Source organism: Paracoccus aminophilus JCM 7686, from assembly GCF_000444995.1.
GTDB classification, from domain to species: Bacteria; Pseudomonadota; Alphaproteobacteria; order Rhodobacterales; family Rhodobacteraceae; genus Paracoccus; species Paracoccus aminophilus.
Genome location: NC_022044.1, coordinates 92,587 through 117,901 on the forward strand (window position 1 = coordinate 92,587; position 25,315 = coordinate 117,901).

24 protein-coding genes are annotated in these 25,315 nt (G+C 63.6%); 12 read left to right on the top strand and 12 right to left on the bottom strand.

All coding sequences use genetic code 11. From position 1 onward, the window contains the following. Positions 1 to 66: 66 nt before the first annotated feature. On the bottom strand, positions 67 to 975 hold the full coding sequence (gene folD / locus JCM7686_RS21775) for a bifunctional methylenetetrahydrofolate dehydrogenase/methenyltetrahydrofolate cyclohydrolase FolD (RefSeq protein WP_020953178.1): 909 nt from the start codon (positions 973 to 975) through the stop codon (positions 67 to 69). Positions 976 to 1,009: 34 nt separating this feature from the next. Continuing rightward, a complete protein-coding gene (gene purU, locus JCM7686_RS21780; protein WP_020953179.1) occupies positions 1,010 to 1,894 on the bottom strand; it encodes a formyltetrahydrofolate deformylase in 885 nt (294 codons plus the stop codon). Positions 1,895 to 2,302: 408 nt separating this feature from the next. Between purU (JCM7686_RS21780) and JCM7686_RS21785 the strand changes: the two genes are divergently transcribed. Beyond that, positions 2,303 to 3,082, top strand: coding sequence for a carnitinyl-CoA dehydratase (locus JCM7686_RS21785; RefSeq protein ID WP_041528366.1), 780 nt, complete (start codon positions 2,303 to 2,305; stop codon positions 3,080 to 3,082). A gap of 18 nt (positions 3,083 to 3,100) precedes the next feature. Here the strand turns inward: JCM7686_RS21785 and JCM7686_RS21790 are convergent, their stop codons facing one another. After that, the gene (locus JCM7686_RS21790; protein WP_020953181.1) at positions 3,101 to 4,093 is read right to left on the bottom strand and encodes a GlxA family transcriptional regulator; all 993 of its coding nucleotides are present in this window, start codon (positions 4,091 to 4,093) and stop codon (positions 3,101 to 3,103) included. 102 nt (positions 4,094 to 4,195) lie between these two features. Between JCM7686_RS21790 and JCM7686_RS21795 the strand changes: the two genes are divergently transcribed. From JCM7686_RS21795 to JCM7686_RS21830, 8 genes are read left to right on the top strand one after another with little or no spacing between them, the layout of a single operon-like run. After that, positions 4,196 to 5,083 (top strand): BKACE family enzyme, encoded by an 888-nt coding sequence (locus tag JCM7686_RS21795; protein ID WP_020953182.1) that lies wholly within the window; start codon positions 4,196 to 4,198, stop codon positions 5,081 to 5,083. 29 nt (positions 5,084 to 5,112) lie between these two features. Next, positions 5,113 to 6,663, top strand: coding sequence for an ABC transporter substrate-binding protein (locus tag JCM7686_RS21800; protein WP_020953183.1), 1,551 nt, complete (start codon positions 5,113 to 5,115; stop codon positions 6,661 to 6,663). Beyond that, positions 6,660 to 8,117 carry a carnitine 3-dehydrogenase gene (locus tag JCM7686_RS21805; RefSeq protein ID WP_020953184.1) on the top strand — a complete coding sequence of 486 codons (1,458 nt, stop codon included), beginning with the start codon at positions 6,660 to 6,662 and terminating at the stop codon, positions 8,115 to 8,117. The genes JCM7686_RS21800 and JCM7686_RS21805 overlap by 4 nt, the downstream gene beginning before the upstream one ends. Next, complete coding sequence (locus JCM7686_RS21810) at positions 8,114 to 9,088, top strand: ABC transporter permease (RefSeq protein ID WP_020953185.1); 975 nt, start codon at positions 8,114 to 8,116, stop codon at positions 9,086 to 9,088. The genes JCM7686_RS21805 and JCM7686_RS21810 overlap by 4 nt, the downstream gene beginning before the upstream one ends. Positions 9,089 to 9,092: 4 nt before the next feature. Continuing rightward, complete coding sequence (locus tag JCM7686_RS21815; protein WP_148292714.1) at positions 9,093 to 9,917, top strand: ABC transporter permease; 825 nt, start codon at positions 9,093 to 9,095, stop codon at positions 9,915 to 9,917. 4 nt (positions 9,918 to 9,921) lie between these two features. Next, the gene (locus tag JCM7686_RS21820; RefSeq protein ID WP_020953187.1) at positions 9,922 to 11,523 is read left to right on the top strand and encodes an ABC transporter ATP-binding protein; all 1,602 of its coding nucleotides are present in this window, start codon (positions 9,922 to 9,924) and stop codon (positions 11,521 to 11,523) included. Positions 11,524 to 11,559: 36 nt separating this feature from the next. Continuing rightward, positions 11,560 to 12,498, top strand: a complete 939-nt coding sequence (locus tag JCM7686_RS21825) for an alpha/beta hydrolase (protein WP_020953188.1) — start codon at positions 11,560 to 11,562, stop codon at positions 12,496 to 12,498. Beyond that, the gene (locus JCM7686_RS21830) at positions 12,482 to 13,480 is read left to right on the top strand and encodes a helix-turn-helix domain-containing protein (protein WP_020953189.1); all 999 of its coding nucleotides are present in this window, start codon (positions 12,482 to 12,484) and stop codon (positions 13,478 to 13,480) included. The genes JCM7686_RS21825 and JCM7686_RS21830 overlap by 17 nt, the downstream gene beginning before the upstream one ends. A gap of 15 nt (positions 13,481 to 13,495) precedes the next feature. Here JCM7686_RS21830 and JCM7686_RS21835 read toward each other — a convergent pair whose 3' ends face one another. Together JCM7686_RS21835 and JCM7686_RS21840 are read right to left on the bottom strand one after the other, a co-directional pair. Further along, entirely contained in the window at positions 13,496 to 14,110 is a 615-nt protein-coding gene (locus JCM7686_RS21835) for a dimethylsulfonioproprionate lyase family protein (RefSeq protein WP_020953190.1), read from the bottom strand. A gap of 100 nt (positions 14,111 to 14,210) precedes the next feature. Then, entirely contained in the window at positions 14,211 to 14,792 is a 582-nt protein-coding gene (locus JCM7686_RS21840; protein WP_020953191.1) for a LuxR C-terminal-related transcriptional regulator, read from the bottom strand. 126 nt (positions 14,793 to 14,918) lie between these two features. Between JCM7686_RS21840 and JCM7686_RS21845 the strand changes: the two genes are divergently transcribed. Together JCM7686_RS21845 and JCM7686_RS21850 are read left to right on the top strand one after the other, a co-directional pair. After that, complete coding sequence (locus JCM7686_RS21845) at positions 14,919 to 15,626, top strand: CoA transferase subunit A (RefSeq protein WP_020953192.1); 708 nt, start codon at positions 14,919 to 14,921, stop codon at positions 15,624 to 15,626. Further along, entirely contained in the window at positions 15,626 to 16,276 is a 651-nt protein-coding gene (locus JCM7686_RS21850) for a 3-oxoacid CoA-transferase subunit B (protein ID WP_020953193.1), read from the top strand. Before JCM7686_RS21845 ends, JCM7686_RS21850 begins: the two co-directional genes overlap by 1 nt. A gap of 205 nt (positions 16,277 to 16,481) precedes the next feature. Here the strand turns inward: JCM7686_RS21850 and JCM7686_RS21855 are convergent, their stop codons facing one another. The 7 genes from JCM7686_RS21855 to JCM7686_RS21885 all read right to left on the bottom strand — a co-directional run bounded on the left by JCM7686_RS21855 (position 16,482) and on the right by JCM7686_RS21885 (position 24,185). Further along, positions 16,482 to 17,126, bottom strand: coding sequence for a helix-turn-helix domain-containing protein (locus JCM7686_RS21855; protein ID WP_020953194.1), 645 nt, complete (start codon positions 17,124 to 17,126; stop codon positions 16,482 to 16,484). Between the two features lie 110 nt (positions 17,127 to 17,236). Then, positions 17,237 to 18,121 carry a formyltetrahydrofolate deformylase gene (gene purU, locus JCM7686_RS21860; RefSeq protein ID WP_020953195.1) on the bottom strand — a complete coding sequence of 295 codons (885 nt, stop codon included), beginning with the start codon at positions 18,119 to 18,121 and terminating at the stop codon, positions 17,237 to 17,239. A gap of 162 nt (positions 18,122 to 18,283) precedes the next feature. Then, positions 18,284 to 19,165: a bifunctional methylenetetrahydrofolate dehydrogenase/methenyltetrahydrofolate cyclohydrolase FolD gene (gene folD, locus JCM7686_RS21865; protein WP_020953196.1), complete on the bottom strand. Its 882-nt coding sequence runs from the start codon at positions 19,163 to 19,165 to the stop codon at positions 18,284 to 18,286. After that, entirely contained in the window at positions 19,162 to 19,716 is a 555-nt protein-coding gene (locus JCM7686_RS21870) for a sarcosine oxidase subunit gamma (protein ID WP_020953197.1), read from the bottom strand. The genes folD (JCM7686_RS21865) and JCM7686_RS21870 overlap by 4 nt, the downstream gene beginning before the upstream one ends. Then, the gene (locus JCM7686_RS21875) at positions 19,709 to 22,636 is read right to left on the bottom strand and encodes a sarcosine oxidase subunit alpha family protein (RefSeq protein ID WP_020953198.1); all 2,928 of its coding nucleotides are present in this window, start codon (positions 22,634 to 22,636) and stop codon (positions 19,709 to 19,711) included. Before JCM7686_RS21875 ends, JCM7686_RS21870 begins: the two co-directional genes overlap by 8 nt. Continuing rightward, positions 22,633 to 22,926: a sarcosine oxidase subunit delta gene (locus tag JCM7686_RS21880; protein WP_020953199.1), complete on the bottom strand. Its 294-nt coding sequence runs from the start codon at positions 22,924 to 22,926 to the stop codon at positions 22,633 to 22,635. The genes JCM7686_RS21875 and JCM7686_RS21880 overlap by 4 nt, the downstream gene beginning before the upstream one ends. Before the next feature lie 8 nt (positions 22,927 to 22,934). Next, on the bottom strand, positions 22,935 to 24,185 hold the full coding sequence (locus tag JCM7686_RS21885; RefSeq protein ID WP_020953200.1) for a sarcosine oxidase subunit beta family protein: 1,251 nt from the start codon (positions 24,183 to 24,185) through the stop codon (positions 22,935 to 22,937). A 137-nt stretch (positions 24,186 to 24,322) separates the two neighbouring features. On the opposite strand from JCM7686_RS21885, the gene JCM7686_RS21890 reads away from it, so the two are divergent. Beyond that, on the top strand, positions 24,323 to 25,297 hold the full coding sequence (locus tag JCM7686_RS21890) for a GlxA family transcriptional regulator (protein WP_020953201.1): 975 nt from the start codon (positions 24,323 to 24,325) through the stop codon (positions 25,295 to 25,297). The last annotated feature ends 18 nt before the right edge of the window (positions 25,298 to 25,315 follow it).

Below are 25,315 nucleotides of genomic sequence, written 5' to 3' on the forward strand. Positions count from 1 at the left end.
CGAGAATCTGGGTCAGTAATTCCGTTGAAATGCGGGGCCGAGCTCCTCCTTCCCGGCCCTGCTGGATCAGATGGTCAGGCCCTCGGGCTCGGCCAGTCCGTTCGCCCGGCAACAGGCGGTCACGGTATTGGCGAGCAGGCAGGCAATCGTCATCGGCCCGACACCGCCGGGAACCGGGGTGATCGCTCCGGCTTGCGCCGCGGCGCCGTCGAAATCGACATCGCCGACCAGAACCTGTTTGCCGTCACGCTCGATGCGGTTGATGCCGACATCGATCACGGTGGCGCCGGGCGCGATCCAGTCGCCCTTGACCATTTCCGGGCGGCCGACGGCGGCGACGACGATCTCGGCGCGGCGCACGACCTCGGGCAGATCCTTGGTGCGCGAATGCGCAATCGTCACCGTGCAGCTGTCACCCAGCAGAAGCTGGGCCATCGGCTTGCCGACGATATTGCTGCGGCCAATGACCACCGCATTCTTGCCCGAGAGCGAGCCATGCAGGTCGCGCAGCAGCAACAGGCAGCCAAGCGGGGTGCACGGCACCATCGCCTTTTGCCCGGTCGCGAGCAGCCCGACGTTCGAGATATGGAACCCGTCCACATCCTTGGCCGGGTCGATCGAATTGATCACCAGATCCGAGTTCAGGTGATCGGGCAGGGGCAGCTGAACCAGAATGCCGTGCACGGACGGATCCTTGTTCAGCTTGTCGACCAGCGCGAGCAGATCCTTTTCGGAGGTGTTCGCGTCGAGCTTGTGTTCGAACGAGGCCATGCCGACCTCGACCGTTTGTTTGCCTTTCGACCGGACATAGACCTGGCTGGCCGGATCCTCGCCGACAAGGACGACGGCGAGACCGGGGGTAATCCCGGACTCTGCCTTAATGCGGCTGACGTGTTCGGCGACCTTGCTGCGGATCTTGGCCGCAAAGGCCTTGCCGTCGATGATCTGCGCGTTCGTGGCGATCTGAGTGTCCATGATCCCTCTCTCGATGACAGCGACGGGCCGTGGATCAACCCATCCGTTCGGAAGCGTATCCACCTGAACTCGACGGGAAGACAACTGTCTTGTTCCCATTCAGGAAAGCGCGGTGGTGGATATGCGCATGGATGGCCCGCGCCAGAACCTGGCTTTCCACGTCACGGCCAAGCGAGACGTAATCGTCAGCCGATTGGGCGTGGGTCACGCGGATCGTGTCCTGTTCGATGATCGGGCCCTCATCGAGGTCAGCCGTCACATAATGCGAGGTCGCGCCGATCAGCTTCACACCGCGCTCATAGGCCTGCTTGTAGGGGTTGGCGCCCTTGAAGCTCGGCAGGAACGAGTGGTGGATGTTGATGATGCGGCCCGACATCTTCTGGCAGAGCTGATCCGACAGGATCTGCATGTAGCGCGCCAGAACGACAAGCTCGGCACCGGTGCTTTCGACGATGCGCAGCATCTCGGCTTCGGCCTCGGGCTTGTTTTCCTTGGTCACCTTGATGTGGTGGAAGGGGATATCGGCGTTCACCACGACCTTCTGATAGGTCATGTGGTTCGAGATCACGCCGACGATGTCGATCGGCAGCGCGCCGATTTTCCAGCGATAGAGCAGGTCGTTCAGGCAATGCCCGAAGTTCGAGACCATCAGAAGCACTTTCGTCTTCTTGGTGGCATCGTGCAATTCCCAGTCCATCTGGAACTCGTCGCCGATCGGGGCAAAAGCCTCGCGCAGCTGCTCGGCGCTTTTGCCTTCTTCGGATTTGAAGCTGACACGCATGAAGAAGCGGTCGTTTTCCTGATCGTCGAACTGCGCGCTGTCGGTGATGTTGCACCCGTTTTCGGCGAGCATCCCCGAAATCGCGGCAACAATTCCCCGCCGGGCGGGGCAGGTAACGGTCAGAATTTGGTCGGCCATCTGAGGCTCCTGAAAACGTCTGTGATCATGTCTCGGCTCAACTCGAGCTCGGATGCGCTAGGCAGGCCGGACGTGCTGATGAGCCAAATCTGCTTAGGGGGCAGTTCAACTGTCAAGAAAAAGATTTTCCTCTCATTCTTTGGTCTCTGGAACTGGTATCCCCTTGCATACAGCAAAAACGCAGTGCGAAAAAAACGCAAGCCAACAGAAGTATGAGACGCAGCGCTCTCTTGGCCTGAAGCTGGGGCGGCGAAAAAACCTCCGAAAACGACATATTTCCGTCGCATTCCAGGCTCGACAATCGCGCGTGGCGGGTGGCAGCATCGCCGCGCCCTCTCTGGGCAATCGACCGACATGCGCGCTGGTTGCGGCACAAGAGACGGCGCGACCCGTCAGACAGGAGAACAGATGGACCCGATCCGCACCGACATTCGCGGCGCCGTGCTTGAGGTGACGCTCGACCGGCCCAAGGCCAATGCGATCGATCTTGCGACCAGCCAGCGCATGGGCGAGATCTTCACCCGTTTCCGCGACGACCCCGCGCTGCGCGTGGCGATCCTGACCGGCGCGGGCGAGAAATTCTTCTGCCCGGGCTGGGACTTAAAGGCCGCAGCCGAGGGCGCTTCGGTCGAGGGCGATTACGGCGTCGGCGGCTTTGGCGGGCTGCAGGAGTTGCGCGGGTTGAACAAGCCGGTGATCATTGCGGTGAACGGGATTTGCTGCGGCGGCGGGCTTGAAGTTGCGCTCTCGGGCGATCTTATTCTGGCCGCCGATCACGCGACTTTCGCGTTGCCAGAGATCCGCTCGGGCACGGTCGCCGATGCCGCCTCGATCAAACTGCCCAAGCGCATTCCCTATCACATCGCGATGGAAATGCTGCTGACCGGGCGCTGGATGGATGCCGCCGAGGCCGCGCGCTGGGGCATGATCAACCGCGTGGTTCCGGCTGATCAATTGATGATCGAGGCGCGCACATTGGCGGATGAGCTGGCCTCGGGCCCGCCTCTGGTCTTCGCCGCGATCAAGGAGGTCGTGCGCGAGGCCGAGGATATGAAGTTCGTCGATGCCATGGCGCGAATCGCGCGCAACCAGTTCGAGACGGTCGAAAAGCTGCATCATTCGGAAGATCAGCTCGAGGGCGCGCGCGCCTTTGCCGAAAAGCGCGATCCGGTCTGGAAGGGCCGTTAGGCGCGCGGATTCGGGGTCTTAGGCGAAAGGATGTGAGCGTTGGGGCTGGCGCGCGCGCGACGCGCCGACCGTCTCGCCATATTGGTTGCGATAGGCCCGCGCCAGCGTCGCGGCCGAGACAAAGCCGGTGCGCGCGGCGATTTCAGCCAGCGTCAGGCGGGTGTCCATCGCCAGCGCCCGCGCATGGGCAAGCCGAATCTGGCGGTAGTAACCGCCCGCCGGCACGCCGAGCGTCGCCATGAACATGCGGTCGAGCGTGCGCAAAGACACGGCGGCGATCTCGGCGATCTCGGGCAGCGACAGCGGCGCATCCGCAGTCTGGCGCATCGCGGTGATCGCGCGCTGCAAGGCGGGCGGCAGGCCGAGATCCATCATGCGCGGCACATCGGGCGGATAGGCGGCGGTGCCGTGGCTGCGATCCGAGGTCGCGGCGATTCGGCCAAACATATTCGCGACATCAAAGCTCAGGGCCTCGCCGCCATGGTCGCGAATCAGCGCGAGCGCCCAATCGAGCACCCCGCCCGCGCCGCCGCAGGTGACGAAATTGCCATCCTGTTCCCAGGGCGCGGTCCGGGTTTCGACATCGAGGAAGGTCTCGGCAAAGGCCTCGACCTCCATCCAATGGATCGTCGCGCGCCGCCCGGTCAAAAGCCCGGCCCCCGCGACCAGCCAGGCGCCGGTATCCAAGCCCACCGTCAAAGGCAGCCCGCGCGAGGTTTTGCGGATGAATTGCGTGACGCTGCGGCTCATGTGATCGCGCGCGCCATAGCCGGTCACCACGACCAGAGCATCGGTCGCGCCAATGCGGTCGGCGGGCAGATCGGCGCTGAGAGAGACCCGCGACGAACTGACCACCGGCAGCCCGTCCATGGTCGCGATCTGCCACGAGAACAGCCGTTTGCCCGACAGATCGCGGGCCGCGCGCAGCGGCTCCATCGCGCAGGCGAGGATCATGTTCGAGAAACCGTCGAACAAAAGAAAGCTCAAATGGAAGGGCGAATTTGGCGTCATCTGCAAAAGATACGGCTGAAAATGCAAATCACAAGCCAAGAAACGCCGTAGTCTGAGAGATAGAACTTCCCCTGACAGACGTTTCAACTCGCCGGAGCTCACATGAATCGCGACGTTTTCATCACCTGTGCCGTAACTGGTTCGGGTCAGAGCCACCTTAAATCGGACAAGGTGCCGCGCTCGCCCAAACAGATCGCCGATGCCTGTATCGAAGCTGCGAAAGCGGGTGCGGCGATTGCCCATGTCCATGTCCGCGACCCCGAAACCGGCACGCCCTCGCGCGATCCGGCGCTTTACCGCGAAGTGGTCGAGCGGGTGCGCTCGTCTGATGTCGATGTCGTCTTGAACCTGACGGCGGGCATGGGTGGCGACATCATTCTGGGCGATGTCGAAAGCCCGCTGCCGCTTGGCCCCGGCACCGATATGGTCGGCGCGACCGAGCGGCTGATCCATGTCGAAGAGCTGCTGCCTGAAATCTGCACGCTCGATTGCGGCACGATGAACTTCGCCGAGGCCGATTATGTGATGACCAACACGCCCGGGATGCTGCGGGCGATGGCCAAGCGCATTCAGGCGGCTGGCGTGCGCCCCGAGATCGAGGTTTTCGACACCGGCCATCTTTGGCTCGCGAAGACGCTGGTCGAAGAGGGTCTGATCGACGATCCGGTGATGATCCAGCTGTGCATGGGCATTCCTTACGGCGCGCCCGCCGATCCGAACAGCCTGATGGCGATGATCAATAATATCCCGGCCAACTGGACCTATTCGATGTTCTCGATCGGGCGGATGCAGATGCCCTATGTCGCGCAGGCCGCGCTGGCGGGCGGCAATGTTCGCGTCGGTCTGGAAGACAATATCTGGCTCGATCGCGGCGTGCTGGCCTCGAATGGCGATCTCGTCGAGCGCGCCGGAACGATTCTCACCAATATGGGATGCCGCATCGTCGGACCGGCTGAGGTTCGCGAAAAGCTGAAACTGACCCGCCGCTAACAAGGACGGGCTGAACAGGGAGACGCAAGATGACGGAATTGACCAGACGTTCACTTCTGGCCGGATCGGTGGCGATGACCGCCGCCGGTCTGCTGCTGCCGCGCGGAGGCTTCGCGCAGGACGCCCAGCCGAAAGCCGGTGGCAAGATGACCATCGGCATGTCGGGGGCGGCGACCTCGGACACGCTCGACCCCGCGCTTTATCTCGCCGGGCCGATCATCATCGCCATGCTGGGGGTCTGCAACACGCTGATGGAGATCGACCATACCGGCAAGGCTCAGCCCGAGCTCGCCGAAAGCGTCGAGCCCGATGCGACCGCGACCACCTGGACCTTCAAGATCCGCTCGGATGCGAAATTCAGCGACGGTAAGGCGGTGACGGCGAAGGATGTCATCGCCTCGTTCAACCACCATCGCGGACCGGACAGCAAATCCGGCGCAAAAGGTCCGCTTGAGCAGATCAAGGACATCCGCGCCGATGGCGATCATACGGTGGTCTTCGAGCTGACCTCGGGCAATGCCGATTTCCCGACGCTGACGGCGGATTACCATTACATCATCATGCCTGCGAATGAGGACGGCACGCTCAACTGGCAATCGGGTCTGGGCACCGGTGGCTATACGCTGGTCAGCCACGAGCCGGGCGTGCGTATCGTGCTGAAACGGCGCGGCGATTACTTCAAGAAGGACCGCGCTTGGTTCGAGGATGTCGAGCTCCTTGCCATCGCCGACACCACCGCGCGCCAGAATGCGCTGATGACCGGGCAGGTCGATGTCATCAACGCGCCCGATCTCGCGACGGTCGATCTGCTGAAACGCCGTCCCGGCATTTCGCTGGTCGAGACCACCGGGACCGCGCATTACACCATGCCGATGCGCACCAATGTGAAGCCCTTTGACGACAACAATGTGCGTCTCGCGCTCAAATATGCGATCGACCGCGAGGAGTTCCTGCAAAAGATCCTGCGCGGCTACGGCAAGGTTGCCAATGACAGCCCGATCACGCCCGCGAACCGCTATTACGCCGCCGATCTGCCGCAGCACAGCTATGACCCGGACAAGGCGAAATATTACCTCAAGCAATCGGGGCTGAGCTCGCTTGACGTGCAGCTTCACGTCTCGGATGCGGCCTTTACCGGCGCGGTCGATTCCGCGCAGCTCTTCCAGCAATCGGCCAAGGCCTGCGGCATCAATGTCGATGTCAAACGCGAGCCGGCGGACAATTACTGGACGAATATCTGGCTCAAGCAGCCCTTCTGCATGGGCTATTGGAACGGCCGCCCGACCGAGGATGACATGTTCAGCCTCGTCTATGCCAAGGGCGCGGAATGGAATGAATCGGTCTGGGACAATGAGAAGTTCAACCAGCTTCTCCTGACCGCGCGGGCCGAACTCGATGATGCGAAACGCCGCGAGATGTATCATGAAATGCAGGCGCTCGTCTCGGAAGACGGCGGCACGATCATCCCGGTTTTCGTGAACTATGTCGATGCGCAGAACAACAAGGTCGCGCATGGGCCGGTGGCGGGCGACCGCTTCTTTGACGGCTGGAAAATTGTGGAACGGTGGTGGGCAGCATGAAGATTGCAGCAATCGGTGGTGGCGTCATCGGTGGGGGATGGATCGCAAGATTCATCCTCGCCGGACACGATGTCCGGGTCTTTGATCCCCATCCCGAGGCCCAACGCATCGTCGGCGAGGTCATGGCCAATGCCAGCCGCGCCTGGGCCAAGATGTTTCTCGCGCCCCTGCCCGAGCCGGGGCAGATCATCTGGACCAAAAGCATCGCCGAGGCGGTCGAAGGCGCGGATTACATTCAAGAAAGCGTGCCCGAGCGGCTGGATTTGAAGCATAAGATTCTGGCCGAGATCGAGGCGGCGGCGCCTGCCACGGCGATCATCGGCTCCTCGACCTCGGGCTTCAAACCCTCCGAGCTGCGTGAGGGCGCCAAGCATCCCGCGCGCATTCTTGTCGCCCATCCCTTCAACCCGGTCTATCTGCTGCCGGTGGTCGAGATCGTCGGCGGCGGTGAGGCGGCGGCACGCGCCACCGCGCTTCTGACCGAGGTTGGGATGAAACCCGTCTCGATCGCGCAGGAAATCGACGCCCATATCGGCGACCGCCTGCTCGAAGCGGTCTGGCGCGAGGCGCTGTGGCTCGTCAATGACGGCATCGCCACGACCGAGGAAATCGACGACATCATCCGCTACGGCTTCGGCCTGCGTTGGGCGCAGATGGGCCTGTTCGAGACCTATCGCATCGCCGGCGGCGAGGCGGGCATGAAGCATTTCCTTGCCCAGTTCGGCCCGGCGCTGAAATGGCCGTGGACGAAGCTGATGGATGTGCCCGATCTCGATGATCGGCTGGTCGGCATGATCGCGGATCAATCGGATGCGCAATCGGGCAAACATTCGATCCGCGAGCTTGAACGCATCCGCGACGACAATCTCGTGGGCATTTTCCAGGCGCTCAAAGCCAATGACTGGGGCGCGGGGCAATCCCTGCGCGAGATGGAAAACCGCTTCTATGCCCGCAAGGTCGAAGCACCCTCGGGCTATCCGTTGCGGCTGCATACGGCGCGGGTGAGCGGCGACTGGCTCGACTACAACGGCCATATGACCGAGTTCCGCTATCTGCAGGTGCTGGGCGACGCGACCGATGCCTTTATGATCCATGTCGGTCTGGACGAGGCTTATCGCGCCGGTGGTTTCTCGGCCTATACGGTCGAAACCCACATCCGGCATCTGGCGGAAAGCTCGGGCGGTGAAAAACTGACTGTCGAAACCAGACTTATCGGGCATGATGCGAAGAAGTTCCGTCTCTTCCACCGGATACTCAAGGAAGACGGCACCGAAGCAGCTACGGGGGAGCACATGCTGTTGCACGTCGATACCAAAGCCGGTCGCACCGTTCCGATGAATGATGCCCTGAAGGCCCGGCTGGACCAAATCGCCACCGAGGACGCGGCTCTGCCCGCACCCGAGGCAGCCGGTGCGGCGATCCGCGCCATCGGCCAGCGCGAGGCGGTCGCATGAGTGGAACCCGAACCGGCGGCGCTTTGCGACATATGATCCTGACGCGGCTTGGTATCGGTCTTTTCACGCTTTTCATCATCTCGATCCTTGTTTTCCTGGCAGTGTCCATGCTGCCGGGAGACATTGCCGAACAGGTGCTCGGGCGGAATGCCACGCCCGAGGCTGTTGAAGCCTTCCGCCGCCAGCTCGGGCTCGATCAAGGGCTGGTGCCGCGCTATCTCAGCTGGATCGCGGGCGTGCTTCAGGGCGATTTCGGGCGCTCGCTCGCCAATGGTCGTCCGGTGTCAGAGCTGCTTGCGGGCCGCTTGGGCAATACGATGTTTCTGGCGCTTTACGCCGCTGTCATCGCCGTGCCTCTGGCGGTGACGCTTGGCCTTCTCGCCGCGCTGTGGCGCGGGAGCTGGTTCGACCGTCTCATCAACATCCTGAGTCTCAGCGCGATTTCCTTCCCGGAATTCTTTATCGCCTATCTGCTGATGTTCTGGCTGTCGGTGAACTGGGGGCTCTTTCCCTCCATGGCCAGCGTCTCGCCCGACGCAAGCTTCGGCGAGATGCTGCGCGCAACCTTCCTGCCCGCGATCACGCTGGTTCTGGTCGTGACCGCCCATATGATGCGCATGACCCGCGCCGCGGTCGTCAACGTGCTGGGCGCGCCCTATGTCGCGATGTCGCGGCTCAAAGGCGCCAGCCGCTGGCGCATGATCGTCAAACACGCTTTGCCGAATGCGCTGGCGCCGATCATCAACGTCGTGGCACTGAACATCGCCTGGCTGATTACCGGCGTCGTCATTGTCGAGGTGGTTTTCGTCTATCCCGGCATGGGCCAGCTGATGGTCGACAGCGTGACCAACCGCGACATGCCGGTGGTGCAGGCCTGCGCGCTGATCTTTGCGGCGGTCTATATCCTTCTCAACCTCATCGCGGATGTTCTGGCCATCGCCACGAACCCCCGCCTCTTGCATCCGAGGTGAGCCGATGGAACTGACCCGCACTTTCCGCACGATGCCGCTGACCGCGATGTTCGGCATTGCCGTCATTCTCTTCTATGCGGTTCTGGTGATCTTTGCGCCGCTGATCGCGCCCCATGGCCAAGCCGAGATCGTCGGTGCGCAATATGAGCCCTGGGGCGGAGCCTTCCCGCTCGGCACGGATTCGCTTGGCCGGGACATGCTGTCTCGGCTGATCTGGGGGGCGCGCAATACGGTCTCGATCGCTCTGGCCACCACCATTCTCGCTTTCACCATCGGCGCGGTCGCGGGGCTTCTGGCGGCGGCGCTTGGCGGCTGGGTCGATCTGCTGTTGTCGCGGATCGTCGATATCCTGATGGCCGTGCCCTCGCTGATCTTCACGCTTCTGGCGCTCTCCGCGCTGGGGCCGGGGATCATGAACCTGATCCTCGTGATCGCGGTTCTGGACTCCACCCGCGTCTTCCGGCTCGCCCGGGCCACGGCGATGAATGTCATGGTCATGGATTATGTCGAGGCCGCGAAACTGCGCGGCGAGGGGACCTGGTGGGTGATCCGCCGCGAGGTGCTGCCGAATATCGCAGCCCCCCTGATCGCGGAATTCGGCCTGCGCTTCTGCTTCGTCTTCCTGACGATCTCGGCTCTGGCCTTCCTCGGGCTCGGCCTGCCGCCGCCGATGGCCGATTGGGGCTCGATGGTGCGCGACAATGCCTCGCTCATCACCTTCGGCGATGTGACGCCGCTTCTGCCCGCAGGCGCAATCGCGCTGCTGACGGTCGCGGTCAACTTCGTGGTGGATTGGATGCTGCACCGCGCCTCGGGTCTGAAGGATTGATGCCATGCTGATGAAAATCGAAAATCTGAAGATCGAGGCCAAAGGCGATGCCGGTTGGACGCCGATCCTGCATGGCGTCGATCTCGAGCTGGATCGCGGCGAAGTGCTGGGCCTGATCGGAGAATCCGGCGCGGGCAAATCGACCCTTGGCCTTGCCGCCATGGGTTACGCCGCGCCGGGGCTGCGCTTTGCCGGTGGCAAGGCCTTGCTCGACGGGGTCGATCTGCTGTCGCTCTCGGAAAGCAAGCGCAGCCAGATCCGCGGCAAGCGCGTCGCCTATGTCGCGCAATCGGCGGCGGCGAGCTTCAACCCGGCCTGGCGGCTTCTGACCCAGTTCTGCGAGGGGCCGCAGATCCACGGCACCGCCAGCCGCGCGGATTCCGAGGCCTTCGCGCGTGAGCTTTACGCCAAGATGCATCTGCCCGATCCCAATAATTTCGGCCTGCGCTTTCCGCATCAGGTCTCGGGCGGGCAATTGCAGCGCGCAATGGTCGCGATGGCGATGGCCTGCCGCCCCGATCTCATCGTTTTCGATGAGCCGACGACGGCGCTTGATGTGACGACGCAGGTCGGCGTTCTCGCCTCTATCCGCGAGGCGGTGCGCGAATTCGGCACGGCGGCGATCTATATCACCCATGATCTCGCCGTGGTGGCCCAGATGGCCGACCGCATCAAAGTCATGCGCCACGGCCGCGAGGTTGAGGAGGCCACCACCCGCCAGATGATGGCGGCTCCGCGCGAGGATTATACCCGCTCGCTTTGGGCCGTGCGCGAGTTCCGCCGTCCCGAGCGTGCGCTTGACACGGGCCAGACCCCCGCGATCCGCATTGCTGGCGTCTCGGCGGCTTACGGTGCGATCAATGTGCTCGAAGATGTCAGCTTTGACATTCCGCGCGGTGCAACCGTGGCCGTGGTCGGCGAATCCGGTTCCGGCAAATCGACGACGGCGCGTGTGATCACCGGGCTCTTGCCGCCGAAAGCCGGGCTGATCGAGCTCGACGGCAAGCCGCTGCCGCCCGCGCTCAAGGATCGCAGCAAGGATCAGCTCAAGCGCATCCAGATGATCTATCAGATGGCCGATACCGCGCTCAATCCGCGCCAGACCATCCGCCAGATCCTGTCGCGGCCTTTGGCCTTTTATCAGGGCGTGCAGGGCCGCGCCCAGACCGAGCGCCTGCATGAGCTGATGGATCAGATCGAGCTTGATCCGAAGAAGTTTCTCGACCGTTTGCCGGGCGAGCTGTCGGGCGGGCAAAAACAGCGCATCGGCATTGCCCGCGCCTTGGCGGCGGGGCCGGAATTCATCATCTGCGACGAGGTGACCAGCGCGCTCGACCAGCTTGTCGCCGAGGGGATCTTGCGCCTTCTCAGCCGTTTGCAGGACGAGACAGGCGTCTCTTACATGTTTATCACCCATGATATCGCAACCGTGCGCGCGATTGCCGATGAGGTCGTGGTGATGAAAGGCGGCCGGGTCATGGACAAGGGGCTCAAGGCAGAGGTGCTCGATCCGCCTCGCCATCCCTATACGGTCGAGCTTCTGTCCTCGGTGCCCGAACCCGACCCCGATTGGCTGACGCGGCGCATCGCGCAAGGCGCGCATTGAGGCGCGTATCGAGTTCATCGGAGCAGCTGGACCACCATGACCACCAAAATCACCGACCCGCAGGTGCTGGAGTTCATCCGGCTGAGCGAAGAGGCCTATCCCGCCGAGGCCAATGAGGCGAGCGCCGCCGAAAATCGCCGCTTTTACAACGAGATGTGCGCCCGCTTTCATCGCGGTCGCCCCGAGGGGCTTCGCGTCAGCGATCGCCGCATCGCCGGTGTGCCCTGCCGGGTCTATGGGACCGAGACGCCGGTGGTCGTGCTTTACGCGCATGGCGGCGGCTATGTCGTCGGCGGGCTCGACAGCCATGACGACATTTGCGCCGAAATCGCCGATGCAACCGGGCTTCAGGTCGTCGCGGTCGATTACCGGCTCGCGCCCGAATACCGCTATCCCTCGCAGATCGGCGATCTCGGCGCGGTTTGGGAGGCGCTTGACCGGCCCGGCGTTGTCGTGGGCGATTCCGCGGGCGGCAGCCTTGTCGCCGCGCTCTGCCTGTCACAGCGTGCGCGCGGGCGGATGCCTCTGGGGCAGGTGTTGATCTATCCCGGGCTTGGCGGCGATGGCACCGCACCCTCTTATCACGAGAATGCCGAGGCGCCGATGCTGCGCACCTCCGATCTCGAGGTTTACCGCGATGCGCTGATGGGCGATCAGAAGGCGACCGAGCTTTCGGCGCCGCTGACCGCGACCGAGCTTGCGGGCCTCGCCCCGGCCTTCATCGTCTCGGCCGATGTCGATCCCTTGCGCGATGATGCCCGCGACTATGCCGCGAAGCTGAAAGCGGCAGGCGTCGCGGCGATCTGGCGCAACGAGCTGCAGCTTCCCCACAGCTATCTGCGCGCGCGTGGGACCAGCGACCGAGCGCGGCGCAGCTTCTCGGCAATCCTGAGCGCGATCAGCCGTTTCGCGGCAAGTCACTCTGGCGCCGATCCGCAGACCATGCCAGAATTTGCGGATGAGCTTTCCGACTGACGCCCCGCCGATCCCTGCGCCAAGCGACCGCCGCGCCTCTGATCTGACCGACCCCGAGGTCTGGCTGCGGGCCGAAGCACGGCTCGCCCAGCCTCTGGCCCGGGCGGCTTGCGCGCTGGGGGCGCTGGATGCGGCAATCGAAGAGGCGCCTTGGCTTGCACAAAGGCTGGCGCTGATTGAGGTCGAATCCATGCTGTGGGGGCAGGGGGTAATCCTGCGCCGCGAAGACATTGGCCGCGAGCTTTTGGCCGCGCGCAGCGGTGCCGATACCGAGGGGCTGACGCAAGCGCGATGGGCCTTGCGTCGGCTTTTGCCCGCGCATGGCAGCAATGATCCCGCGCGCCGGACCCGCGATCTGCGCAGCTTTCTCGGCCTCCACCGGGTCGAAATCGGTGGGTTGAGCGACGCGCTGACCCAGCGCCCCTGTGGCGCGGATTTCGACGAAAGCGCTCGGCTGTTCCAGCACGATCTGACCGGCTTTGCCAAATGCCATCCGCTGACCCGTGCGGCGGCGGCCTTGATGCTGTGGCGGCGTGCCGGACTTTCGCCGGTCGAGGATGTGATCGAAAGCGCGACCTTCACTGCGATTGTCATGGTCGAGGATCTTGCGTCGCTCGGCTTTGCCCCGCTTGGTGCGCATGGGCGGCAGGTCTGGCGCAGCTCAGCCGCGCCCGAAGCCCGACTTCAGCTTTGGCTCACGGCGGTTCTTGAGGGCGCAACCGATGCCCGCGCTGAATTGCGCCGCTTCCGCAACTGGCGTGCGGCGGCGTTGCGCAGCGTCGCCGCGATGAAGGGCGGCACCCCGGCGCGGCTGGTCGAATTCGCGCTGCAACGTCCGCTCATCAGCACCGAGGATGCCGAGCTTGCGCTTGGGATTTCCCGCGACAGCGCCGAGCGCGGCCTGACCCGATTGCAGGCCGCGGGCTTGCTGCGCGAAGTGACGGGGCGTGGCCGCTTCCGGTTGTGGACGACCGCCTGCTAAGCCCGAAGGCCCGGCCTATGCGTCCGGCACCGACTTTTCCCCACGCTCTGGCCGCAGCGCCCAAAGCGCGAAAAGCGGCGCATCGGGCTCGGCCCGCATGGCATGGACGGAATTCGGCGGCACGAAGAAACTGCCACCGACGCCCGGCCGGAACCAATCGCCGCCCTCTTTGCGAAACTCGCCCGGCGACAGCACGAGATAGGTCTCTTCGGGCAGATGCTGGTGATCGGGATAGCGCGTGCCGGGGGCGAGCAGGCTGACGCCGAGCCAAAGATCATGGCGATCCTCGATGCCGCCCGGGCCAAGCAGCATCGCATTGGCATGGCTCTCGGCAAAACCCTCGCTCGCGGTCGGTGCGCCGGATCGGGTGCGCCAGCGCAGATGGGGCGCGAGCTTGCGGAAAGCCGCGAAGACGGCGGCAATATCGGGGGTTTCGGGATCGGGGTCGAGCGCGGTCTTCAGCCAGTCGCAGACCGGCAGCTCGGCGGGGCTCGCGCCGCGCTCGGCCTCGACGGTCATGGCTTCGATGATGCGCTCCAGCGAGGCGGGTGAGCGGGGGTCGCTGGCGCGCGCTTGCATGACGGGCATGGCGGTGTCGAGAAAGGCCTGAAGTTCGGGAGGACGCGACATTTCGGTTTCCTTTCGTCTCGGGGAGGGACTTCTTCCAATGTGGCCCTTGATCGGGCCGACCGCTATGCGACAAGAGGTTGAGATCGCCCCCGCCCGGGCGCTATTCCCCCTGCATATTCAACAGGGAACGTACCAACTCTGAGGCATTTCGTGCCCGCATCTTGCGCATCATATTGGCGCGATGCGCCTCGATCGTGCGCGGCGAGCGCGCCAGCGTCTGGGCGATCTCCTTGCTGGTGAAGCCGTTGACCAGATATTTCGCCACCATCTTTTCAGCGGCGGTCAGGGTCTCGGGCCCGTCGCTCTCGACCTCCTCGAGCGGGACATAGGTCCAGACCGCCAGCCGGAAGGGATCGCCGCGGTCGAGCGTGCGACCACGGCCCTCCATCCAGACGATCTGGCCATTCTTGCGCCGCATCAGCCGCTCGTCGCGGCAAATGTCATCGCTGGCAAAGGCCCGCTGCGCGCGGGCGCCGATCTGTTCGAAATCGGTCTGACCGGGATAGAGCAGGCGCATCGACTTGCCCTCGATCTCCTCGGGGCGCCAGCCGAAGACGCGCTCGACCATGGCATTGGCGCGCAGCACCATGCGCTCGGACAGAACAAGCGTCGCGACAGGGGCGTGCAGAAAGCCGATGCTGTCTGGCGCCAAAAATTCGGCAGGCCGGGAATCGGGCGACATCTGAACCGCTCATTACCTAGTGATCTAGGTATTCCTACGGATGGCGCGCCGCCTTGCAACCCGACAGAGTCGGAATCGGGCGGATGGGGAGATCCGTCATAGCGATTCCAGAACAGAGTGGGGCCAATGGGAAAGAAAGTCTACGGCAGCGCCGCAGAGGCGCTTGACGGGCTGTTGAAGGACGGCATGCTGATCGCGGCCGGAGGCTTCGGGCTTTCGGGGATCCCCGAACTCCTGATCGCGGCGCTGCGCGAGTCCGGCGTGAAGGATCTGACGGTGGCATCGAACAATGCGGGCGTCGATGATTTCGGGCTGGGCCTGCTGCTGCAGACCCGCCAGATCAAGAAGATGATGTCATCCTATGTCGGCGAAAACGCTGAATTCATGCGCCAATATCTCTCGGGCGAGCTCGAGCTTGAATTCAACCCGCAAGGCACTCTGGCCGAGCGGATGCGGGCGGGCGGCGCGGGGATTCCCGGCTTTTACACCAAGACCGGCGTCGGCACCGTAATCGCCGAGGGCAAAGAGCATAAGGACTTCGACGGCGAGACCTATATTCTCGAACGCGGCATTGTCGCGGATCTCGCCATCGTCAAAGGCTGGAAGGCCGATGCCTCGGGCAATGTCGTCTTCCGCAAAACCGCGCGCAACTTCAACGTCCCCGCCGCGAAATGCGGCCGCATCTGCGTCTGCGAGGTCGAGGAAATCGTCCCGACCGGCTCGCTCGACCCCGATGGCATCCATCTGCCCGGGATCTATGTCCACCGGCTGATCCAGGGGAAGCACGAGAAACGCATCGAACAGCGCACCACCCGCAAGAAGGAAACCGCGTAATGGCCAATGACGTGAAGGGCTGGGACCGCAACCAGATGGCGGCGCGGGCCGCGCAAGAACTGCAAGACGGCTGGTATGTGAACCTCGGGATCGGCATTCCGACGCTGGTCGCGAACTATATCCCCGAAGGCGTCGAGGTGACGCTGCAATCGGAAAACGGCATGCTCGGCATCGGTCCCTTCCCCTATGAGGGCGAAGAGGATGCCGATCTGATCAATGCCGGCAAGCAAACCGTGACCGAGCTGCCGCAAACCGCCTATTTCGACAGCTCCGAGAGCTTTGCGATGATCCGCGGCGGCAAAATCGCCATGGCCATCCTCGGTGCGATGGAGGTCGCGGAAAACGGCGATCTCGCGAACTGGATGATCCCCGGCAAGCTCGTCAAAGGTATGGGCGGCGCGATGGATCTGGTCGCGGGCGTCAAACGCGTCGTGGTGGTCATGGATCACACGAACAAGGCCGGTGAGTCAAAAGTCCTCAAAGCCTGCACCTTGCCGCTCACCGGCAAGAGCGTCGTCAACCGCATCATCACCAATCTCGGGGTCTTGGATGTGGTCGAGGGCGGCCTGAAGATTGTCGAAACCGCAGCGGGCGTCAGTGAAGCCGAGCTGCGCGCCGCAACCGAAGCGGCCATCGTCGACGCTTCCTGAACGAAGAGAGGGGGCCTTCCGCCCCCTCTTGCGGCTTCGCCGCAATTCACCCCCGAGGATATTTGAACATGAAAGACAGGCTCAGCTAAGACTTCGCCATTTCCGCCTTGGCGCGGCCTCTTCCCCGTCTTTCATGTTCAAATATCCCGGGGGAGTCGCCGGGACGGCGACGGGGGTAGAACCCCCTTCGACCGCGATCCTCGGGCTATTTGCTTTGGGGATAGGTGATGACCGACAGGAACTTCGCCGGCAGTTCGACCAGCTCGACCGGGCCGTGCGGGGCGTCTGCGTCGAAGAGAAGCGTGTCACCGGGCTCGAGGCGATAGACCTGCTCGGCGTGGCGATAGCTGACGATGCCTTCGAGCATATAGAGAAGTTCGATCCCCTCGTGCTGGAAGGTTGGGAAGCGGTCGCTCTCGGTGGTCAGCACGATCATATAGGGTTCGACCACGACGCCGGAATTGTTCGACCCGATATGGCCGAGCAAGTGATATTGATGCCCGGCGCGGGTACCGGCGCGTTCAATCTCGACGCCTTGATCGGATTTCACATGCATGGCGCCGCGATGTTCCGCATAGCCAGAGAAGAGCTGGAGCAGCGGCACCCGCAAGGCATTTGCGAGCGCCTGCAAGGTCCCGAGAGACGACGAAATCACGCCGTTCTCGATCTTCGAGAGCATGCTGACCGACAGACCGGTCTGCGCGGCAAGATCAGCGCCGGTCATGCGCTGGCGTTTGCGCAATTCCCGCACAGAGCGGCCGATGGCAACCTCAAGGTTCTTTTCCGAGCTGTCGCGCAGCGCATGCGGGTTTTGCGACAGCTTCATCTGGCTGACCGATTTTCTGGCCATATCGGAGAGAGATCCTTTCCTTAAGGGAGCGGAAGACTCTGCTGAAGATTGCGGCAAATTGCAATCCTCAGCACCAGAATGCCCGGGGGTTGTGCCCGAATTGTCGCGGCTTACCCCATGCGTTCGCTCGCAAAGCTGCCGGGCGAGGGCGGGAAGACCACGGTCTTGTTGCCGTTGAGGAAAACCCGGCGGTGGATATGGGCATGGATCGCGCGTGCCAGCACCTGGCTTTCGACATCACGGCCGAGCGAGACATAATCCTCGGGCGATTGCGCGTGGGTGACGCGGGTGGTTTCCTGCTCGATGATCGGGCCTTCATCGAGGTCGGCCGTCACATAATGCGAGGTCGCGCCGATCAGCTTCACGCCGCGCTCATAGGCTTGCTTATAGGGGTTCGCGCCTTTGAAGCTCGGCAGGAAGGAGTGGTGGATGTTGATGATCCGGCCCGACATTTCCTTGCACATTTGATCCGAAAGCACCTGCATGTAGCGCGCCAGCACGATCAGCTCGGCACCGCTGTCGCGGACGATGCGCATTTGCTCGGCTTCGGCCTGAGGCTTGTTCTCTTTGGTGACCTTGATGCAGTGGAAGGGGATGTCGTTGTTCACGACGACCTTCTGATAATCCATATGGTTCGAGATCACCGCGACGATGTCGATCGGCAGCGCGCCGATGCGCCAACGATAGAGCAGGTCGTTCAGGCAATGGCCGAAGCGCGAGACCATGATGACGACTTTCATCTTCTCGTCTTCGCTGTGGAAGGCAGAGACCATGTCGAAATCCACCGCCGTTTCGGCAAAATCCCGGCGCAATTCATCAATACCGGCACCGTCTTCCGAGATGAAGCTGATGCGCATGAAGAATTTATCGTTCTCGGTATCGTCGAATTGCGAGCTGTCGGTGATATTGCAGCCCTTTGCCGTGAGATAGCCCGAGATCGCGGCGACAATGCCGCGTTTGGCCGGGCAGGCAACGGTCAGGAAATAGCGGTTCATTCAGGTCTCCCGTTCTGGACTTGGCGCTTTGGGCAGCGCTGGCATGTTTCTTGAAGGCGGGGAAGGGGCCAGCACGGCCCAGCTTCCGGTGTGACGCGTTTGTGCTGCGGTTCGGTCTTGGCGCGACCAGAGCTCCTGCGCCCGGTCGCGGCCTTGCCGGTTTCAGGCGGTCAGGCCCTGCGGCTCGGGCAGGCCATTGGCACGGCAGCAAGCGGTCAGCGTATTCGCCAGAAGGCAAGCGATGGTCATCGGCCCGACGCCGCCCGGCACCGGGGTGATCGCACCGGCGACCGCCGCCGCGCTGTCGTAATCGACATCCCCGACCAGACGGGTGCGGCCGCCGTCCTCGATGCGGTTGATGCCGACATCAATCACGGTCGCGCCGGGCTTCACCCAATCGCCGGGGATCATGCGCGGGCGGCCCACGGCGGCGACGAGGATATCGGCACCGCGGCAGACCTCGGCCAGATCCTTGGTGCGCGAATGGGCAATCGTCACCGTGCAGCTGTCGCCGAGCAAAAGCTGGGCCATCGGCTTGCCGACGATATTGCTGCGCCCGACCACCACCGCATTCAGCCCCGAGAGATTGCCGAGCTTGTCGCGCAACATCATCAGGCAGCCAAGCGGCGTGCAGGGCACCATGGACTTCTGCCCGGTCGCGAGCAGCCCGACATTCGAGATGTGGAAGCCGTCGACATCCTTGGCCGGGTTGATCGTATTGATGACCTTGTCGGCATCCATATGGCCGGGCAGCGGAAGCTGCACCAGAATGCCATGGACGGCGGGGTCATTGTTCAGCTTCTCGATCAGCGCCAGCAGGTCGGCCTCGGGGGTCGTGGCATCAAGCTTGTGCTCAAAGCTCGCCATGCCCGCTTCGCGCGTCTGGATGCCCTTGTTGCGGACATAGACCTCGGAGGCGGGGTCTTCGCCGACCAGAACCACCGCCAGCCCCGGGGTGATGCCCTTGGCTTTCACCGCAGCGACGCCCTCGGCCACGCGGGCACGGACATCCGCTGCAAAGGCCTTCCCATCAATCACGCTCATGCCATTACCTCAAGAAGTTCGGCCGTCTCGACGAGGCCATGCCAGATGGTTCCCGCCGCCGAGCGCATCCCGATCAACGCCATGCGGTCAGGCGCGCGGCGGATGACGAAGACGCTCATGTGGTGGAAGCCGGTGCGGGTCGCCGAGCCGGGCGCAAAGCGGGCCGGATCGACATTGACGAGTTTCGAGACAAGCGCGAGCAATTGCGGCTCGGGGGCAGAGATCTCGAAGGCCACGAAACCGTCGGTCTGTTCGGTGACTGAGGTTCCCGGCGCAGCCGCAATCAGCTCGGCCGCGACGTTTTGGGTCGCACGGCCGGGATATTCGACCATCCATTGATCGGGGCCGGTCCAGAAGGCGGCGATGCCGCTGCCCTCCGCCCAGCCACCCGGGCCGGGCAGGGTCACCCCGATCTGGGGCGCGGCGCTGCCCCGGCGCAGGGCCAGAGAGGCAAGGCCCAGCTCGCTGTTTTCGGTCAAGGTCACCGCACCAATGCGGCGGCTTTGCGGCGTGGTCTGGCCAAGCGCGCAGATGGGCGAAAGATCAGTCACGGACGCGTCCTCCCTCAGGGTCGACAAAATGAGCAGAGACCACGCGCAGCCGCACGGACTGGCCCTGAAGCGGGTTGGCGGCGACGATCACTTCGCCCTTGCGATCCGCGCCATTGGCAAGATAGCCCAGCCCGATCGCGCTGCCGAGATGGGGCGAATAGCAGGCCGAGGTGATCCAGCCCTCATCGGTCCAGGTGTTCTGTTCCGCGCCCTCTTCAAAGAGATGCGAACCCGCCACCACCGGATCGCTCGCATCGACGGGCTGGAAGCCCACCAGCACGCGCGGATCGGCGACCATGCCCTCGCGCCGCGACAGAACCGCGCCGATCGAGTCCTTCTTGGTGCTCACGAATTTGCCCATACCGAGCATCTGCGCCGTGGTCTGGCCGTTGAGCTCGTTGCCCGCAGCATGGCCCTTTTCGATCCGCAGGACGCCAAGCGCCTCGGTGCCGTAAGGGGTCGCGCCAAGGTCTTGGCCAAGCTCGATCATCCGCGCCATCAGCGCATTGCCGTAACGCGCCGGAACCGCGATCTCATAGGCGAGCTCGCCCGAGAAGGAGATCCGGAAGAGCCGCGCCCGGAGCCCGCCGCAAACCGTCAGATCGCCGCAAGCCATATAGGGGAAGGCCTCGTTCGAGAGGTCGAACCCATCGACGACGCGCTCGAGCAGCTTGCGCGCATTCGGACCTGCGACCGACATCTGCGCCCAGGCATCCGTGGTCGAGATCAATTGCACATCAAGCTCGGGCCAGAGGCACTGGCGGCAGAACTCCATATGTTTGTAGATCGTCCCGGCATTGGCGGTCGTGGTGGTCACGACATAATCGGTCTCGCTCAGCCGGGCGCAGGTGCCGTCATCCCAAGCAAACCCGTCCTCGCGCAGCATCAGGCCATAACGGACCATGCCGACCTTCAGCGACTTCATCGCATTGGCATAAACCCGGTCGAGGAACTCGCCCGCATCCGCGCCTTGGACGTCGATCTTGCCAAGCGTGGTCACGTCGCAGATGCCGACGCCCTTGCGGGTGGCCAGAACCTCGCGGTCCACGGTCTCGCGCCAGGTCGTCTCACCGGGGCGCGGGAAATATTGCGCGCGCATCCATTGGCCGACCTCGACGAAGACCGCGCCTTGCGCCGCAGCCCAAGGATGGGTCGGGGTCAGGCGGCGGGGCCGGAAATGGCTGCCGGTGTCGCCGCCACCCAGAACCGACATCGAGACCGGCGTATAGGGCGGCCGGAAAATCGTCGTGCCGGTCTGGTTGATGCTTTGCCCGGTCAGCTCGGACATGACCGCAATCGCGGTGACATTCGAGGTCTTGCCCTGATCGGTCGCCATCCCCAAAGTCGTCCAGCGCTTGAGATGCTCGACCGGACGGAGGTTTTCCTGCCAAGCGAGCTTCACATCCTTGACGGTCACGTCATTCTGGAAATCGACCCAGGCGCGGCCCTTGCCCGGCACATGCCAGAGCGGTTGCAGGTTCAGCGCATGGTCCTCGCCCTTGGGCAGCTCGGGCAGATGCGCGGTGATGCCCAGATCGGCCAAAGCGGCTTGCGCGGCCTCTGCACCCGAGGCCAAAGCCTCAGCGGTCGAGCCCTTGCCCGCCGCCGCGCCGACGATGCGTAGACCGACCGGGCCTTCGACCGCAAGGAAGGTTTGCAGCGCATCATTCCAGACCGGACGCTCGCGGTGGTGCGACGCGATATGGAGGTTCGGGTTCCACCCGCCCGCCACACCCAGCGCGCCGCAGTCGACCCATTCGGTCTTGCCGTTCGCGGTGACTTCGACCTTGGTCAGACCAAGGCGGCCCTTGCTGTCGCTGACCTGACCGCCCGCAATCGTGCGGTAGCCGCCTTGCGATTTCGCGCCCGAGCGGCTGTCGATGACGGCGGTGATATCGACGCCCTTGGCGGCAAGATCCAGCGCGGTGCGGTGGCCGTCGTCATTGTTGGTGAAGATCGCGACCTTCTGCGCCGGGCTGACCGCCCAACGGTTGGCATAACTCCGCATCGCGCCCGCCAGCATCACGCCGGGACGGTCGTTGTTGGCGAAGGGAATATGCCGCTCGGTCGCGCCCGCCGCCAGAATCGCGCGTTTCGAGGTGATGCGCCACAGGGTCTGGCGCACGCGTTTGCCCGGCGTCACGAGATGGTCCGAAACCCGCTCGACCGCGCCATAGATGCCGTGATCGAAGGCGCCCCAAACCGTGGTGCGGCGCATGACGCGCAGATTGGGCAGGCTCGCGAATTCTTTCTCGAGCTCGGCGATCCATTCGCTTGCCGGACGATCCAGCGGCGCGCTTTCGGCCAGAAGGCGGCCCCCCAGACGGAAATCCTCATCCGCGAGAATGACGCTGGCGCCGGTGCGCGCAGCGGTCAAGGCCGCAGCAAGACCCGCCGCGCCGCCGCCGATCACCAGAAGATCGCAATGCAGGAAGCCTGAGTCATAGCTGTCGGGATCGGCCTGCATCGACAGGCTGCCCAGACCCGCCGCGCGGCGGATCATCGGCTCGTAGATCTTTTCCCAGAAGGCGCGCGGCCACATGAAGGTCTTGTAGTAAAAGCCCGCCGCGAAGAAGGGCGACAGAAGGTCGTTCACCGCAAGAAGGTCAAAGCTCAGCGAGCCGACGCGGTTCTGGCTTTTGGCTTCCAGCCCGTCGAACAGCTCGGCCACCGTGGCGCGGGTGTTGGGCTCCTGCCAGGCACCGCCGCGCAGTTCGACCAGCGCGTTCGGCTCTTCCGAGCCCGCCGAAAACACGCCACGCGGGCGGTGATATTTGAAGCCGCGCCCCATCAGCCGCACGTCATTGGCCAGAAGCGCCGAGGCGAGCGTGTCGCCGGCAAAGCCCGAATAACTCTTGCCGTCGAAGCTGAAGGTCAGACTGCGCGAGCGGTCGACCAGACCACCGGAAAGACGGGTCATGCCGCACCTCCTGAGCTGCGCGCCAGTTTGATGTCGCGGGCAAGCTCTGCGCCAAGGATCTCATGTGTGATGGTGTTGCGGGTGACGATCAGCCAGCTGCGGTCACCTTGCTCGTGAAACCACAGCTCGCGGTGCACGCCCGCCGGGTTGTCGCGCAAATGCTGGTATTCGTAGAAGTTTTGCGCGGCATCGGGGGCCATGCCATCGGGGCGGTCCAGAAGCGAGGCGTCGCCCAGATAGGCAAACTCTTCCGAGTCGCGCAGGCCAAGAAGGGGATGGGGAATAAGCATGTCTCGCCTCAGTGCAGATTGGGCGTCGCGCCCATGCCTTTTTCGTCGATGGGAAGGCCGCGCTCGAAGCGGTCGAGCCGATAGAAGCGCGCGGTTTCATGCGGGGTGTCGGTGGCCAGAAGATGGGCAAAGGCATAGCCGCTGGCGGGGGTCGCCTTGAAGCCGCCGTAGCACCAACCGGCATTGAGATAGAGCCCCTCGATCGGGGTCTTGTCGATGATCGGAGAGCCGTCCATCGACATATCCATGATGCCGCCCCAGACCCGCAGCAGACGCGCGCGCCCGATCGCAGGCATCAAGGCCATGCCACCCTGCGCGACATCCTCGATCACCGCCATATTGCCGCGTTGGGCATAGGAGTTGTACCCGTCGATATCGCCGCCGAAGACCAGACCGCCCTTGTCGGATTGGCTGACATAGAAATGGCCCGCGCCGAAGGTGATGACGCCGTCAATCGTCGGCTTCAGCCCTTCGGAAACAAAGGCTTGCAGCACATGGCTTTCGATCGGCAGGCGCATTCCGGCCTTGGCCATGACCCGCCCCGACGAGCCCGCGACCGCGACGCCGACCTTGCCCGCGCCGATATAGCCGCGCGAGGTCTCGACCCCTTTGAGCTTGCCGTTCTCGATGCGGAAGCCGGTGACTTCGCAATTCTGGATCAGATCGACGCCTTCAAGATCAGCGCCGCGCGCATAGCCCCAGGCGACGCCGTCATGGCGCGCCGTGCCGCCGCGACGGTGCAGAAGACCGCCCTTGATCGGGAAGCGCGCATTCTCGAAATTGAGCCAGGGATACATCTTGCGCACGCCGTCCTGATCGAGCAGCTCGGCATCCGCGCCCGCCAAGATCATCGCATTGCCGCGACGACGGTAGGCATCGCGCTGCGCATCGGTATGGAGCAGGTTCAGAATGCCGCGCTGGCTGACCATGGCGTTGAAGTTGAATTCCTGCTCGAGGTTTTCCCAGAGCTTCATCGAGAATTCATAAAACGGCTCATTGCCCGGAAGCATGTAGTTCGAGCGGATGATCGTGGTGTTCCGCCCGATATTGCCCGAGCCCAGCCAGCTTTTCTCCAAGACCGCGATCCGGGCTTTCTTGAAGGTCTTGGCCAGATAATACGCCGTGGCAAGTCCGTGCCCGCCACCGCCCACGATGATATAATCATAGGAGGATTGCGGCTCCGGATTGCGCCAGATCGGCTTCCAACCCTTGTGGCCCGTCAGAGCCTCTTTGATCACCTTCAGCCCCGAATATCGCACGGTGCACCTACTCCGATTCGTCTTTCCTCAGAAGAAAGATACGCCGCATTTTGGCCTGCATTTGTCCTTCACGGACAAATTATTGCCTGTTCTGGACGGAGGTGATTATAATTCGTCATCTGACAGACATATGGATCATGGCCGACATCACCCCTCCGCTGCGCATCGGCTTCGTGCTGACCGCCGATTATTCGCTGATGTCGCTGACCTCGGCGGTGGAACCTCTGCGCGCGGCCAATCATCTGGCCGGGCGCGAGCTTTATCGGCCCTCTTATCACTCGGTTGCGGGCGGCTTTGCCGCCTCGACCTCGGGCGGGGGATTTCAGACCTCGAAGCTACCCGCGGCCAGCGATCTCGATCTGGCGCTGGTGGTCGCGGGCGGCAACCCGCTGCTTTACGAGGATACGGCGCTCGCGCGCGGGCTGCGTGCGCTTAAGGCGCGGAAGCTGCCTCTGGGCGGGATTTCTGGCGGCGCGGCGATCCTCGCGCGGCTTGGGCTGATGGAGGGGCGGCGCTTCACCATCCACTGGGCCCATATCGACGCTTTGGCCGAAGAGCACCCCGATCTGCTGATCGAGCGCGCGCTTTATGTCATCGACCGCGACCGTTACAGCTGCGCGGGCGGGGTTGCGGCGCTGGATATGATGTGCGCGCTGATTGCGCGTGATCACGGCGCGGCGTTTGCGCGGCAGGTCGCGGAATGGTTCATCCATTCGCGCGCGCGCGGTGCCGACGAGCCCCAGCAATCGCCCGCCGCCGAACGGTTCGAGCTGCGTCATCCGATGCTCGCCCAAGCCGTCGATCTGATGTTCGGCCATCTCGCCGACCCGCTCTCGCCCGACCAGATCGCGGCGCAGGTCGGTTGCAGCCCGCGCCAGCTCCAGCGGCTGTTCAACGACCAGCTCGGCGCCTCGATGATGGCCTTTTACCGCGAGATGCGGCTGAAAAAGGCCGATGAGCTGGTGCAGCAAACGACGCTCTCGATGCTCGATGTCGCGCTGGTGACGGGCTTTACCAGCGCCGCGCATTTCTCGCGGCTCTATACCGAGCGGTTCGGGATGCCGCCCGCGCGGCGACGCCAAGCGATGCGCAAGGGAGCAGGGGCCAGATAGCCGCCATAAACAAACGGG

Coding starts and splice junctions, on each gene's coding strand:
- JCM7686_RS21815 (WP_148292714.1), top strand. CDS start 9,093: ATGGAACTGACCCGCACTTTCCGCACGATGCCGCTGACCGCGATGTTC.
- purU (WP_020953179.1), bottom strand. CDS start 1,894: ATGGCCGACCAAATTCTGACCGTTACCTGCCCCGCCCGGCGGGGAATT.
- purU (WP_020953195.1), bottom strand. CDS start 18,121: ATGAACCGCTATTTCCTGACCGTTGCCTGCCCGGCCAAACGCGGCATT.
- JCM7686_RS21875 (WP_020953198.1), bottom strand. CDS start 22,636: ATGACCCGTCTTTCCGGTGGTCTGGTCGACCGCTCGCGCAGTCTGACC.
- JCM7686_RS21795 (WP_020953182.1), top strand. CDS start 4,196: ATGAATCGCGACGTTTTCATCACCTGTGCCGTAACTGGTTCGGGTCAG.
- JCM7686_RS21790 (WP_020953181.1), bottom strand. CDS start 4,093: ATGACGCCAAATTCGCCCTTCCATTTGAGCTTTCTTTTGTTCGACGGT.
- JCM7686_RS21850 (WP_020953193.1), top strand. CDS start 15,626: ATGGCCAATGACGTGAAGGGCTGGGACCGCAACCAGATGGCGGCGCGG.
- JCM7686_RS21825 (WP_020953188.1), top strand. CDS start 11,560: ATGACCACCAAAATCACCGACCCGCAGGTGCTGGAGTTCATCCGGCTG.
- JCM7686_RS21785 (WP_041528366.1), top strand. CDS start 2,303: ATGGACCCGATCCGCACCGACATTCGCGGCGCCGTGCTTGAGGTGACG.
- JCM7686_RS21845 (WP_020953192.1), top strand. CDS start 14,919: ATGGGAAAGAAAGTCTACGGCAGCGCCGCAGAGGCGCTTGACGGGCTG.
- JCM7686_RS21840 (WP_020953191.1), bottom strand. CDS start 14,792: ATGTCGCCCGATTCCCGGCCTGCCGAATTTTTGGCGCCAGACAGCATC.
- JCM7686_RS21800 (WP_020953183.1), top strand. CDS start 5,113: ATGACGGAATTGACCAGACGTTCACTTCTGGCCGGATCGGTGGCGATG.
- folD (WP_020953196.1), bottom strand. CDS start 19,165: ATGAGCGTGATTGATGGGAAGGCCTTTGCAGCGGATGTCCGTGCCCGC.
- JCM7686_RS21830 (WP_020953189.1), top strand. CDS start 12,482: ATGAGCTTTCCGACTGACGCCCCGCCGATCCCTGCGCCAAGCGACCGC.
- JCM7686_RS21890 (WP_020953201.1), top strand. CDS start 24,323: ATGGCCGACATCACCCCTCCGCTGCGCATCGGCTTCGTGCTGACCGCC.
- JCM7686_RS21820 (WP_020953187.1), top strand. CDS start 9,922: ATGCTGATGAAAATCGAAAATCTGAAGATCGAGGCCAAAGGCGATGCC.
- JCM7686_RS21810 (WP_020953185.1), top strand. CDS start 8,114: ATGAGTGGAACCCGAACCGGCGGCGCTTTGCGACATATGATCCTGACG.
- JCM7686_RS21855 (WP_020953194.1), bottom strand. CDS start 17,126: ATGGCCAGAAAATCGGTCAGCCAGATGAAGCTGTCGCAAAACCCGCAT.
- JCM7686_RS21835 (WP_020953190.1), bottom strand. CDS start 14,110: ATGTCGCGTCCTCCCGAACTTCAGGCCTTTCTCGACACCGCCATGCCC.
- JCM7686_RS21880 (WP_020953199.1), bottom strand. CDS start 22,926: ATGCTTATTCCCCATCCCCTTCTTGGCCTGCGCGACTCGGAAGAGTTT.
- JCM7686_RS21805 (WP_020953184.1), top strand. CDS start 6,660: ATGAAGATTGCAGCAATCGGTGGTGGCGTCATCGGTGGGGGATGGATC.
- folD (WP_020953178.1), bottom strand. CDS start 975: ATGGACACTCAGATCGCCACGAACGCGCAGATCATCGACGGCAAGGCC.